The organism is Rhodobacter sp. P1_C2 (assembly GCF_056406375.1).
Genome location: NZ_JBFUAG010000007.1, coordinates 21,184 through 34,457, shown reverse-complemented (window position 1 = coordinate 34,457; position 13,274 = coordinate 21,184). Strand labels below are relative to the sequence as shown.

Annotated in this window: 11 protein-coding genes; 10 read left to right on the top strand and 1 reads right to left on the bottom strand. The window is 67.2% G+C overall.

Going from position 1 to position 13,274, the window contains the following annotated elements:
- Positions 1 to 126 precede the first annotated feature (126 nt).
- Entirely contained in the window at positions 127 to 351 is a 225-nt protein-coding gene (locus AC1DZT_RS12535) for a hypothetical protein (protein WP_478006979.1), read from the bottom strand.
- A gap of 178 nt (positions 352 to 529) precedes the next feature.
- Here AC1DZT_RS12535 and AC1DZT_RS12530 point away from each other — a divergent pair, with 178 nt between their 5' ends.
- From AC1DZT_RS12530 to AC1DZT_RS12485, 10 genes are all read left to right on the top strand, one after another.
- Entirely contained in the window at positions 530 to 2,173 is a 1,644-nt protein-coding gene (locus tag AC1DZT_RS12530; protein ID WP_478006978.1) for a tetratricopeptide repeat protein, read from the top strand.
- A 137-nt stretch (positions 2,174 to 2,310) separates the two neighbouring features.
- Positions 2,311 to 3,285, top strand: a complete 975-nt coding sequence (locus AC1DZT_RS12525; protein ID WP_478006977.1) for a phosphatase PAP2 family protein — start codon at positions 2,311 to 2,313, stop codon at positions 3,283 to 3,285.
- Positions 3,286 to 3,288: 3 nt separating this feature from the next.
- Positions 3,289 to 5,331 carry a S8/S53 family peptidase gene (locus AC1DZT_RS12520; RefSeq protein ID WP_478006976.1) on the top strand — a complete coding sequence of 681 codons (2,043 nt, stop codon included), beginning with the start codon at positions 3,289 to 3,291 and terminating at the stop codon, positions 5,329 to 5,331.
- A 66-nt stretch (positions 5,332 to 5,397) separates the two neighbouring features.
- Complete coding sequence (locus tag AC1DZT_RS12515; RefSeq protein ID WP_478006975.1) at positions 5,398 to 6,345, top strand: GAF domain-containing protein; 948 nt, start codon at positions 5,398 to 5,400, stop codon at positions 6,343 to 6,345.
- A 381-nt stretch (positions 6,346 to 6,726) separates the two neighbouring features.
- Positions 6,727 to 7,608 carry a proline iminopeptidase-family hydrolase gene (locus AC1DZT_RS12510; RefSeq protein ID WP_478007402.1) on the top strand — a complete coding sequence of 294 codons (882 nt, stop codon included), beginning with the start codon at positions 6,727 to 6,729 and terminating at the stop codon, positions 7,606 to 7,608.
- A gap of 36 nt (positions 7,609 to 7,644) precedes the next feature.
- Entirely contained in the window at positions 7,645 to 9,303 is a 1,659-nt protein-coding gene (locus AC1DZT_RS12505; protein WP_478006974.1) for an ABC transporter substrate-binding protein, read from the top strand.
- Complete coding sequence (locus AC1DZT_RS12500; RefSeq protein WP_478006973.1) at positions 9,291 to 10,301, top strand: ABC transporter permease; 1,011 nt, start codon at positions 9,291 to 9,293, stop codon at positions 10,299 to 10,301. The genes AC1DZT_RS12505 and AC1DZT_RS12500 overlap by 13 nt, the downstream gene beginning before the upstream one ends.
- Positions 10,301 to 11,272 (top strand): ABC transporter permease, encoded by a 972-nt coding sequence (locus AC1DZT_RS12495; RefSeq protein ID WP_478006972.1) that lies wholly within the window; start codon positions 10,301 to 10,303, stop codon positions 11,270 to 11,272. Before AC1DZT_RS12500 ends, AC1DZT_RS12495 begins: the two co-directional genes overlap by 1 nt.
- Positions 11,269 to 12,225, top strand: a complete 957-nt coding sequence (locus AC1DZT_RS12490) for an ABC transporter ATP-binding protein (RefSeq protein WP_478006971.1) — start codon at positions 11,269 to 11,271, stop codon at positions 12,223 to 12,225. The genes AC1DZT_RS12495 and AC1DZT_RS12490 overlap by 4 nt, the downstream gene beginning before the upstream one ends.
- Positions 12,222 to 13,193: an ABC transporter ATP-binding protein gene (locus tag AC1DZT_RS12485; protein ID WP_478006970.1), complete on the top strand. Its 972-nt coding sequence runs from the start codon at positions 12,222 to 12,224 to the stop codon at positions 13,191 to 13,193. The genes AC1DZT_RS12490 and AC1DZT_RS12485 overlap by 4 nt, the downstream gene beginning before the upstream one ends.
- Positions 13,194 to 13,274 lie beyond the last annotated feature (81 nt).

Sequence of the window (13,274 nt, the reverse complement as noted above, 5' to 3'; positions counted from 1 at the left end):
CCGCCCCCGGAAAGCGCGGAGGCAAGGGGCGGGTCCAAGGACTGACATGGCCCGAAGCGCCGCCGTGATCAAGAGTGGTTTTGCACCCTCACGCGGCAAAACGCCGGGAGGCGGCCGGGCAATGGCCTAGGGATTGCCGTCCTCAAGGTCCTGCGGCCCGATCCGGTTCAAAAGCTCGATCATCCAGGCGAGCGTGTCGGACTCGCTGGGCGAGAGGGTGGGGTTGCGGCTGAGCCCCTTGGCGATCGGGCGAAACTCCGGCCAGCGCAGGTGAAAGTCGGCCACATCGCGCACATCGCTGCAGGGCGACGGCTTGCGGGGGCCGGGGGTGGTGTCGGACTTGTCGATCATAGCAAATCCCTTGATCCTTCTGGGCTGGATGGTACGCGACCCGGAGGCGCGGCCCCGGCATGCAACTATCGGTAATGTGGAATGCTGTGACGGCCTTGTTAAAAAAGCGTCAAAGGGCTTTGTCGGGCGGAGATGTTCCGTTACCTTGCGTCAACATTTCACCAGGCCGGGCCCAGACTTGACCAAGATTTTGCAGATCAATCTCTTTGGCGCCTGTGTCGCACGTTCGGCGCAGCCGGACGGGTACGAGATCAAGGGCGCCAAGCACCGCGCCATGCTGGCGCTTCTGGCGACGGCGCCTTCGGGGCGGCGGACGCGCAGCTATCTGCAGAACCTGCTCTGGGGCACCTCCTGCCATGATGGCGGGCGGCAAAGCCTGCGCACAGCACTTTCGGCGATCAAATCGACGATGGGGGCGGATTTCGAACGCCTGTTCAAGGTCAACAACACCGATATCGCGCTGGACCTCAGCCGGGTCGAACTGCAGGGCACGCCGGGCAGCGGCGAGTTCCTCGAAGGCATCGACATCCGCGACGACGACTTCAACGACTGGCTGCAGGGCATCCGCCAGGCGCCCGAACAGTTCTATGCTATGCTGACGGGGCAGGCGATCACCCCGCAGGCGCCTGCGGTCCTGCCCGCCATCGCGGTCCTGCCCTTCCGCCTCGTCATGGGCGAGGATCTGCATTCCGTCCTTGGCGACTGGCTGGCCGAAGAGGTCTGCCGCGCCCTGTCGCGCAGCCATCTGCTCAACGTCATCTCGCATCTTTCGGCGCGCGAGATCAGCGGCCAGCGGATCGACCTTGGCCGGGTCCGCCGCCTGTTGAACGTGGATTACTGTGTCACCGGCAGCCTGCGCGTTTCGGGCAACCGGGTCGTGCTGGATGCCGATTGCCTGGATGCCCAGTCCGGCCGCATCCTGTGGACCCGGCAATTCCCCGGCGATCTGGCCGAGTTCCTGATGGCCGACAGCCCCGCCGTGGCCGAGATCGTGCGCACCATCGGCCGCACCATCGCCGCCGATGCGCTGGCCCATGCCCAGGGCCGCAGCCTTTCGGCGCTGGGCGATCACCAGCTGCTGATCGCGGGCATCGGCATGATGCACCAGCTGAAACTGTCGAACTTCGCCCGCTCGCGCGATCTGATCGAAGAGGTGATCCGCCGCGCCCCGCGCGTCCCCGAGGCGCATGCCTGGCTCGCCGAATGGTATGTGATGTCGATCTTCAACAGCTGGTCGAACAACCCGCTGCGCGACACCGGCATTGCGCTCGACTGCACGGCGCGCGCGCTGGACATCGAGCCGGAGAACACCTTTGCCCTGACCATCGACGGCGTGGTCAACAACAACCTCCTGATGCGGATGGACAAGGCGAGCGAGCGGTTCGAGACGGCGCTCGACCTCAACCCCAACGAAAGCATGGCTTGGCTTCTGTCCGGCGTGCTGCATGCCTACCGCGACGAGGGCGAGGATGCCGTGGCGCGCACCGAAAGGGCGCTGCGCCTGTCGCCGGTCGATCCTTTCGGCTATTTCTTCGACAGCCTGGCGGCGATGGCCTATCTCTCCGCCTCGGATTGGCAGAAGGCGCTCGACCTCGCCGACCGCTCGCTCAGCAAGAACGATCGCCACCTCTCCACCCTGCGCGCCCGGATCTGCGCGCTGCATTTCCTCGGGCGCGGGGATGAGGCGCGCGCGGTGGCGAAGGATCTGTTGCGGCGCCATCCCGATTTCACGGTGTCATCCTACCGCCGCAGCCATCCGGCGGCGAATTTCAAGATTGGCCAAAATCTGACCGCGGCCTTCACGGCGGCGGGCATTCCCTGAGGAGGTTTTTCATGGCGGGTTTCAGTACGATGCACGGCGCGCACGGGGCACATGGCGCCCACGGAGCGCATGGCGCGCATGGAGCCCACGGGGCGCATGGCGCTCATGGCGCCCATGGGGCACATGGGGCCGGAGGGGTGTCGCCCGATGATGTCACGGGCCTGCAGACCTCGGCCGAGGCGCTTTTGCATGCGGCGGGCCTTGCGGCCCTTCCCGCCGCGGGGATCGAGCCTCTGACCCCCGGCGTGGCCTCGAACATGCGGCGCTGGTCGCCCGATATCCGCGAGATGCTGCTGCAGGCCTCGGTCAGCCGCAGCATCGGCTACAGCTGGGATGATGCGGTGACGGCGGTCGGGGTCAGCTGGGGCGGCACCACCTTCGCCACGCTGCGGCCGCCGGCGCCCGCGACGCTGGCCCGGCAATGCGACTGGGTGCGCTACTACGCCGACCAGCGCAGCGACCGCGGCGCCGAGATCCTGGCGCAGACCGATTTCTTTTCGGGCTATTTCGCCCTGTTCCTTGGCCTGACCGATGGCCGCAACCCGCGCACGCTGGAGCTTCTGGATGCGGTGCAGACCCTGGCGGGGCAGATCACCATGCTGCCCAAGCATCTCTTCGCCTGCCGCCGCCCGGCCGAGCTTGATGTGCGGATCGCGCCGCTGATCGTGACGCCGAGCCATGGCTCCTTCCCCTCGGCCCATGCGACCCAGACCATGGCGATGGCCCGGGTGATCGAGGCGCTGGTGATGTCCACCCCCGACCATTACGGCGATGCCGCCAAACGCATCGACCTCTGCTACCGGCAGGCGCATCGGATCGCGGTCAACCGCACCGTGGCGGGGGTGCATTTCCCGATGGATTCGGCGGCGGGAAGCCGGCTTGGCCTGCAGATGGGCCGGATCCTGGTGGCCGCGATGACCGGAGGCGGCACGGTTCAGGCGCTGGCACCCTATGACCCCGATGCGACGCCCGAGGCCGATTTCGTCTATGCCGACCAGGTGGCGATCCGGGCCGAGGCGGGTGGCGCCCCGGTGACGGTGGCGGCGGACCCGATGCTCGCCTGGCTCTGGTCCCAGGCCAAGGCCGAGTTCACCCTGCATCAGCCGGTCTGAGCCATGGCCCAGGATGCGCCGATCGGCCCCTATGAAGCCTGGATGTTCGGGCCGGGCAAGGCCTATGACCTGCCCGGATTGCAGCTGGACGCCTCGCCCAGCCTGTCTTGCCTCGCCGAGTTTCCGAACCCGGTCGCTCATCCCGCCGCGGCCGTGGCGGGGCTTCTGACGGCGGATGGCATCACGATGGTGCCGCGCCTGCCAAGGCTCTGGTCCGGGATAGCACCGCATTTCCTGCCGCTGCTTCTGGTGCCCGAAAGCGCCACAGCACTGGCCGCGCATGACCCGGGGCGGCTGGCAACCCAGCTTTCTGCCCTTGCCGGCGGTGGCGCGCGGCATCTGCGGCTGAACTTCCCGGTCCGTTCCGAGACCATCGACGCGGCCTTTCCCGCGCCGCAGCCGGTGCAGGGCCCGGCGCCGGGTGTCGATCCGGCCAAGCCGCTGGTCATCCTCGCCGTGATCGACGACGGCATCGCCTTTGCCCATCAGGGCTTTCTTGCCGCAGGGGCGACGCGGATCGACTATTGCTGGTCGCAGACCGCACCGGCGGATGGTTCCGGCGCGGTGCTTTTCGGGCGCGAGTTCACCCGTGAGGGGATCGAGGCGCTGCGCGCCGCGCATCACGGCGATGAAGAGGCGATCTACCGCGCGGCGGGCCTGCTTGGCCGTCCCGGCCAGCCGCCGCTGCCCCTCGCGCGGGCGCATGCCCATGGCACCCATGTGCTGGCGACCGCCGCCACCTGCGCGCCCGAGGAGGCCGCCCAGACGCGGATCATCGCGGTGGACCTGCCGGCGACGGCGCTTTGGGATACCTCCGGCTTCGGCACCGATATGTTCCTTTTGGCCGGGCTTCACTACATCTTCGACCGCGCCAGCGCGATTGCCGCGGCGCATGGGCGGGGCGAGGTGCCCTTGGTCATCAACATCTCGCTCGGCTGGTCGGGCGGGCCGCATGACGGCGCCTCGGCGATCGAGGCGGCGCTGGCCGAGATGATCACCGCGCGGCGGGCGCAGGCGGCGACGGCGCTGATCCTGCCCTCGGGCAACATGTTCCAGGACCGGCTTTCCGCGCGGATCGAGGACGGGCATTTCGCCCCCGTGGCCGGGCAGAAGGCCGAGGCGAGCTTGCGCTGGTTCGCGCCGCCCGCCGACATGACCTCGACCTTCGCCGAGCTTTGGCTGAGCCCGGGGGCCAAGCCTGCGGGTCATGTCTTCAGCCTGACCGCGCCGGGGGGCGAGGTGACCTCGGTCTCGCCCCAGGTGCCGCACCAGGATGTGGTGGTGGCGGGGCGGATCGTCGGCCAGATCACGCTGGACCATTACCGGCAAGGCCGCTGGCGGGTGGTGATCTGCCTCGCGCCGACCGAGCCCAAGGCCCTGCCGCCCGCCCCGCATGGCGCGGCCCCGGCGGGCGAATGGCGGATCGGCGTGCAGCGCAAGGCGGGCCAGTCGGGCACGGTCTTCCTGCGCGTGCAGCGCGATGTCGACCACGAACAGGGCCATACCGGGGCGCGGCAGTCCTGGCTGGTCGATCCCGCCTATGATCGCTATGCGCCCGATGGCGCCCTGGCGCAGGAGGATGATCCAGCGGCCCAGGCGATGGTGCGGCGGTTCGACGGGCTGAACGGGCTGGCGACCGGTGCCGCCTCGCTCAACGTCGGGGGTCATGTGGCGAGCCTTGGCCGTGCCGCCCGCTATTCCAGCGCGGGGCCGGTGGTGGCGGGGCCGGGGGCGCTCGGGCGGGGGGTCGATACCTCGGCTGCGACCGACCGTTCGCCGGCGCTGACGGGCATCGTCTCGGCCGGGAACCGGACCGGCTGTTTCGTGGCGCTGCAGGGCACCTCCTCGGCAGCGCCGCAGATCGCCGCGGCGCTGCTGGCCGCCTTCCGGGCCGACCCGCCCGCGCCGGGGCCGGTGGGCGACAATTACGCCGCAGCCCTGGTCGGGCGGCCGGGCTTCGTGGCGGTGCCGGACCCGGACCCGGGGACGGGGCCGGCCACCGGCCCGGCCCAGCGCCTGCGGCTGGGCGCCCTGCGGCAGGTCTGAAAGGGCTTTGACCCTTGGGCGAATGCGGCTAATCTGGCCCCGCAGACAGGCGGCGGGGAGGCTCTGATGGCGGCGAAGCCCAACCAGGAACACGAGGCCGCGGTGGCGGCGGCGCTGGCCCAGGGTGGGGCGGCGCGCTCCTCGGTCGTGGCCTCCTGGACCCGCTCGGCGCGGGTGCATGGGCTGGACCCGGGCCAGCGCGTCGGGCGCGAGCGGCTGACCGGGGCCGAGTTCCGTGCGCTGCGCGAAAAGCTCGGGCCGCTGCTTGAGGCGGCGGCGCCGACGCTGGACCGGCTGTTTTTGTCGGTGGGGGCCTTGGGCGGCTGCGTGATCCTTGCCAATGACGAGGGCATCCCGGTCGACCGCCGCGGCAAGCCTGCCGATGACCGCGAGTTTCAGGAAAACGGGCTCTGGACCGGCACGCTCTGGTCCGAGGCCGCGGCGGGGACCAATGGCATCGGCACTTGCCTCGCCGAGGGGCGGCCGGTGGTGATCCACCGCGGGCAGCATTTCCTGTCAGCCAATATCGACCTCTCCTGCGCCTCGGCGCCGGTGCATGATGCCGAGGGGCAGCTTCTGGCGGTGCTGGATGTCTCGACCGCGGGGCTGGAAACCGGCGAGGCGGTGGCGGCGCTGATCGCCCATGCGGTGACCGAGGCGGCACGGCGGATCGAGGGCGATCTCTTCCGCAACGCCTTTCCCAAGGCGCGGCTGATGCTGGCGCCGGGGATGGACCGCGGGCAGGGCGCGATCCTCGCGGTGGACGGCGACGAGCTGGTGATCGGCGCCACCCGCGCCGCCCGGCTGCATTTCGGCCTGAAGGGCGATCTGACCCGCAAGCCGGTGCCGGCGGCGGATCTTCTGGGGCTGCATGCGCCCGAGACCCTGGAAGCCGGCGAGCGGGCGGTCATGGCGCGGGCCCTGGCGCGGGCGGGGGGCAATGCCTCGGCGGCGGCGCGGGCGCTCGGGATTTCGCGGGCGACCTTTCACCGCAAGCTCGGGCGGAGCGACTAGGCCTTGGCCGGGGGAGCCGGGGGGCTGGCGCGCCCCCCGGGCCCCTGCGCCCGGAAGGGGCAAGGGGGCCCCTTCCGGACCATCCCCCTTCAGGCGGAGGGGGCTTTCCGCCCCCTCCGGACCGCCCCCGAGGATATTTGGTCTGGATGAAGGGGTTTGGGGCATGAGGGGCGTCGCCCGGGGCGTGTGGGGGCGGGGGCGTGAGCAAACTTGCGGCAGCGCACGGGAAGTTCAACCGAAGGCCGCCTCTACTCTGCGTGAAATTTCTTGACTATCACGATTGCTGCGCCACCGTACGCCTCAGGCGCGGCCAGACGAGCTGCGCCTTGCGTCGGGCCGCGGCGGCCCCGAGGGGGTAGGGTGACTCAATCATTGACACAGGTGGAGGGCCGGGCGCCCTTTGGTCCCTATGAGACCTGGTATCGCATCACCGGCGATCTGAACGCGGCCAAGCCGCCGATCTTCCTGCTGCATGGCGGGCCGGGGGTCGCGCACAACTACATCGACAGCTACAAGCTGCTGGCCCGCGATGGCCGGGCGGTGATCCATTACGACCAGATCGGCTGTGGCAATTCCACCCATCTGCCGGAGAAGGGCGGCGATTTCTGGACGCCGCAGCTTTTCGTCGATGAGCTGGAGAACCTGATCGACCATCTGGGCCAGCGGGCTGGTTTCCATGTGCTCGGCCAAAGCTGGGGCGGGATGCTGGGCGCCGAATATGGGGTCCGGCGGCCCAAGGGGTTGAAATCGCTGACCATTGCGAACTCTCCCGCCTCGATGGCGCTTTGGTCCTCGGAGGCGATGCGCCAGCGGTCCGAGATGCCGCAGGAGATTCAGGACGCCTTGAACAAGCACGAGGCGACCGGCGACTACGACAACCCCGATTACAAGGCGGCCACTGACTGGGTCTATGCCCGCCATGTCTGCCGCGTGATGCCCAATCCGCCCGAGGTCGCGGCCAGCTTTGCCCAGACCGCCGCCGACCCGACCGTCTATCACACGATGAACGGCCCGAACGAGTTCTTCGTGGTGGGCACGCTGAAGAACTGGGACATCACGCCGGACCTCCACAAGATCGAGGTGCCGACCCTCCTTCTGTCCGGCCGCCATGACGAGGCGACGCCGGCCACCGTCCAGCCCTACAAGGACCTGATCAAGGGCGCCACCTGGGTGATCTTCGAGGAAAGCAGCCACATGCCGCATGTCGAGGAAAAGGAATTCTGCATGGGCGTCGTCGGCGGCTTTCTGAACATGCACGACTGAACCACCAAACCATAAAAAACCAACCGGGAGACTGACATGAGAAAGCTACTTCTGGCCACGGCCGCCGCAGGCCTGATGCTCGGGGCCGTGGCCCCGGCCCAGGCCGAATACCAGACGGCGCACCGGGGCGGCACGATGCGGCTGGTGGCACGTTCCGCCGCTGGCACTGTCGATCCGATGATCAACTACACGCTGCAATACTGGCAGATCTATCAGGGCATCTATGACGGCCTCGTCGCCTTCAAGAAGGCACCGGGGGCGGATGGTTTCACCAAGGTCCCCGACCTCGCCGAAGCGCTGCCCGAGCCCACCAACGACGGCAAGACCTATGTCTTCAAGCTGCGCAAGGGGATCAAGTTCTCCAATGGCGCCGACGTGACGGTCAAGGACGTGGTGGCCTCGTTCCAGCGCATCTTCAAGGTCTCCTCGCCCACGGCGGGCGGCTTCTATTCGGTCATCGTCGGGGCTGACAAATGCCTGGCCGAGGCCGCGACCTGCACGCTGGACGGCGGCGTGGTCGGCGACGAGGCGGCGGGCACCGTCACCATCAACCTGACCCGGCCCGATGCCGAGTTCTTCGACAAGCTCGCCCTGCCGCATGCCTCGATCCTGCCGGCCGATGCGCCGACGACCGATGCCGGTTCGGCCCCCATCCCGGGCACCGGGGCCTATTACATTTCGGCTTATGACCCGAACAAGGGCATGACCATGGCGCGCAACCCCAACTTCAAGGTGTGGAGCGAGGAAGCCCAGCCCGACGGCTACCCGGATGTCATCCAGTACGATTTCGGCCTGACCGACGAGGCCGAGGTGACCGCGGTGCAGAACGGCGAGGCCGACTGGATGTTCGACCAGCCGCCGACCGACCGTCTGGGCGAGATCGGCACCAAGTTCCAGAACCAGGTGTTCCTCAACACCCTGACCGCCTGGTGGTACGCGCCGATGAACGTGAACCTGCCCCCCTTCGACAATGTGAAGGCGCGCCAGGCCGTCAACTTCGCGCTCGACCGCAATGCTTTGGTCAACCTCTTCGGCGGCCCGGTTCTGGCCTCGCCTGTCTGCCAGGTTCTGCCGCCCGGCTTCCCCGGACATGTCGATTACTGCCCCTATACCAAGGACCCGGGCGAGAAGTGGTCGGCGCCTGACCTCGACAAGGCCAAGCAGCTGGTCGAGGAATCCGGCACCAAGGGCCAGAAGGTCACGATCATCGCCGAAGATACCGCGGTGTCCAAAGCCATCGGCACCTATATGCAATCGGTCCTGACCGACATCGGCTATGACGCCGAGGTCAAGCCGATCTCGCCCAATATCCAGTTCACCTATATCCAGAACACCAACAACAAGGTGCAGATCTCGATCACCCAATGGTATCAGGATTATCCGGCGGCCTCGGACTTCCTGAACATCCTGTTCGGCTGTGCGAGCTTCACCCCCGGTTCGGACAGCTCGATCAACATCGCGGGCTTCTGCGACAAGGACATCCAGGCCAAGATGGACAAGGCCCTGGCGCTGGGCGTGACCGATCAGGACGGCGCCAACAAGCTTTGGGCTGAGGTTGACAAGGACGTGACCGACAAGGCGCCGATGGCCGCCCTCTTCACGCCCAAACATGTCGATTTCGTCTCCAAGCGCGTCGGCAACTTCCAGTTCAACGCGCAGTTCTACTGGATGGTGTCGCAATCTTGGGTGCAGTAACCGTTTCTGCGAAAAGCCGTGGCCCCTGGGCCACGGCACTTCACCGGCTGAGCCGCGACCGCACCGCCCTGGTGGCCTTGGCCGTCTTCCTCCTCATCGTGCTGGCCTGCGTGTCGGCCCCCGCCTATGCGTGGTGGGCCGGGGTGGACCCGTTCAAATCGACCCTCGATGCCGTGGTGACGATTGATGGCGTGAAACACCCGGTGATGGAACTGCCCACCACCGGCCTGGCGCTGGGCTATACGCCCATTGGCCCGACCTGGCGTCTGGGCAACTACTTTCTGGGGGCCGACAATCAGGGCCGCGACGTGATGGCCCGGCTGCTTTACGGCGGGATGAACTCGATGATCATTGCCGCTGCGGCCACCGCCTTCACCCTTCTCTTCGCCACCGCCCTCGGCCTTGCCGCCGGGTTCTTCGGCGGCGTGGTCGACATGGTCATCAGCCGCATCCTCGATGTGCTCTGGGCCTTTCCGGTCTATCTGCTGGCCATCTCGCTTTCCATCGTGCTGATCACCCAGGGCATCACCATCGGGCCTTTCACGGTGGAGTCGGGCTCGCTGTGGCTGCCGATCTTCATCATCGGCGTGATCTACATTCCTTACGTCGCAAGACCGATCCGCGGGCAGGTCATGTCCTTGCGGCAAAGCGATTTCGTCATGGCGGCCATAGGCTTGGGCGCACCTTCGGGGCGGATTCTGTGGAAGGATATCCTGCCCAATGTCTCGACCACGCTCATCGTCTTCATCCCGATCATGATGGCGCTGAACATGCTGACCGAAAGCGCGCTTTCGTTCCTGTCGATCGGCGTTCAGCCCCCCGATGCCAGCTGGGGCACGATCATCCAGGATGGCCAGACCCTGCTTTACACCCGCCCCGCCGTGGCCCTTGCGCCCGGCTTCATGATCGTGATCTCGGTCCTGTCGCTGAACGTCTTCGGTGACGGGTTGCGCGATGCCCTCGACCCGCGCTCGAAAATCAAGCTGGGGAGGGGTTGATGATCTACGCCATACTGCAACGCCTGGCCCAGATGGTCTTCGTCATGGTCGGCATCAGCCTTCTGGTCTTCCTGATCTTCTTCGGCACCCCCGGCGTCGACCCGGCGGCGCGGATCGCCGGCCGCAACGCCTCGCCCGAGGTGTTGGAGGCCGTCCGCCATTCCTTCGGCTTCGACCAGCCGTTTTACATCCAGTATCTGACGATGATGAAGAAGATCTTCGTCACCGGCGACCTCACTTCCTTCGTCAATCGCGGCTGGAAGGTCGTCCCGGCGGTCCTCGACACCATCCCCGTCACCCTGTCCCTGGTGATCGGCGCTGCGATCCTCTGGGTGGTCTTCTCGCTCATCATCGGGGTCACCGCCGCCGCCTACCGCGACCGCTGGCCGGACAAGCTGTTGATGATCCTCGGCCTGATCGGCGTGTCGATGCCGGTCTATTGGCTGGGCGAGGTGATGAACCTGATCACCCAAAGCCGGTTCCACGACTCCTGGGCTTTCTCCTGGGTGCCGCCGCTGGGCTACAAGGATTTCGGCACGGACCCCAAGGGCTGGTTCCTGACCCTGATCATCCCCTGGATCACCCTGTCGATCCTTTACATCGGGCTTTACGGCCGCGTCCTGCGCGCCAGCATCACCGAGGCCCTGCAAGAGGATTACATCCGCACCGCCCGCGCCAAGGGCCTGTCGGAAACCCGCATCCTCTTGCGCCACGCGCTCCGTACCTCGCTCATCGCTTTCGTCACGCTCTTTGGCCTCGACTTCGGCGCACTGGTCGGCGGGTCGGCCCTGCTGACCGAGGTGGTCTTCGGCCTGCAAGGGGTGGGCAAACTGACCTTCGACGCGCTGCAAAACCTTGACCTGCCGGTCATCATGACCACGGTCCTTTACGCCAGCTTCTTCGTGGTGCTGGCCAATGCCGTGGTCGACGTCATCTACATCCTGCTCGACCCAAGGGTACGCACCTCATGATTTTGCAAGTCCGCGACCTTTGCGTGTCCTTCCGCAGCGAACAGGGCCTTGTCCGCGTGCTCGACAACGTCTCCTTCACCGTGGGCGAGGGCGAGATCCTCGGCATCGTCGGCGAGTCGGGTTCGGGCAAGACCATGACCGTTCTGGCCGTCATGGGCCTGATCACCGACCCCAATGCCGTCATCACCGGGTCCATCCTCTACCGCGGGCGCGAGCTGGTGGGGCTGAAACCGAAAGAGATGCGCCAGCTGAGGGGAAAGGAGATCGCGATGATCTTCCAGGACCCGATGACGGCGCTGACCCCGGTCTATACCATCGGCTGGCAGATCGCCGAACAGATCCTGACGCATGAGAAGGTGTCGAAGAAACAGGCCTGGGACCGCGCCATCGACCTTCTGGCCGAGGTCGGCATCCCCAAGCCCGAGGAAGCCGTCCACCGCTATCCGCACCAGCTGTCGGGCGGCATGCGGCAACGCGCGGTGATCGCGATGGCCCTGACCTGCAACCCGGCCCTACTGGTGGCGGACGAGCCGACCACGGCGCTGGACGTGACGGTGCAGGCGCAGATCCTCGACCTGTTGCGCAAGCTGCAGCGCACCCATGGCTCGGCCATCGTCTTCATCACCCATGACCTTGGCGTGATGGCCGAACTCGCCGACCGGATCATGGTGATGTATGCCGGCCGCATCGTCGAACGCGCCGCGCGTGACGACCTCTTCGCCGACCCGCAGCACCCCTATACCGTGGCACTCCTGAACTCGATCCCGCCGCTGGAGGGGGAGCGCCCGCACCGCCTGCAGACCATCGCCGGCGCGCCGCCCTCGCTCCTCAGCCTGCCCAAGGGCTGCGCCTTCGGCCCGCGCTGCCCGCGACGGTTCGAGGCTTGCGAGGCGCGACCGACCCTGACCCAGCCCCCCCATGAAACCGCCTGCTTCCTGACCGGTGCCACATGACCGCGCTTTACGAGATTTCTGACCTGTCCAAGCGCTTCACCGTGGGCAGCCGCTTTTCACGGCAGGGCAAAAGGGTGGTGCAGGCGGTCGATAACGTCTCCCTTTCGATCCAGCCGGGCGAAACCCTCGGGCTCGTGGGGGAATCCGGCTGCGGCAAGTCCACCCTCGGGCGCTGCCTGTCGCGGCTTTACGACATATCGGCGGGCAGGCTGGTCTTCGACGGCACCGATATCTCGACCCTTTCGACCCGCCAGATGCGGCCTCTCCGGCGCAAGGTGCAGATGGTGTTTCAGGACCCCTATGCCTCGCTCAACCCGCGGCGCCGGGTGCATGACCTGATCGCCGAACCCCTGCGCATCCACCTGTCCCTGTCCGAAGCCGAGATCAACGCCCGGGTGGCCGCGCTTCTGGAGCAGGTGGGCCTTCTCTCCGACCACGCCCAACGCTACCCGCACGAGTTTTCCGGTGGTCAGCGCCAGCGCATCGGAATCGCCCGCGCGATTGCGCTGGAGCCGAAACTGGTGATCCTGGATGAGCCGGTCTCCGCCCTTGACGTGTCGGTTCAGGCGCAGATCGTCAACCTCTTGGCCGATTTGCAGGAGCGTCTGAAGCTCACCTATGTCTTTGTCGCGCATGACCTTTCGGTGGTGCGGCAGGTGTCCACAAGGATCGCGGTCATGTACCTCGGCTCGATCGTCGAGATCGGCCAGGCCGATGATGTCTTCTCGCGCCCGCGCCACCCCTACACCCAGGCGCTGATCTCTGCCGTCCCGAAGCCGGTCAATGGCGCGGCGCGGTCGCGGATTATCCTGACCGGCGATGTGCCCAGCCCGATCAACCCGCCCGCCGGCTGCCGCTTTCACCCGCGCTGCCCGGTGGCGCAGGACCGCTGCCGCACCGAACGCCCGGCCCTGACCCCGGGCGCGAAGGGTGCTGTCGCCTGCCACTTCCCCCTGACCCCCGCCTGATCCGCCGCAGCGCGGCAAGGCTTTGCAACCCAAGGGCGTTCCGCATGCCGGAGCGCCCTTTTTCATCCCCTCCGCCGCCCC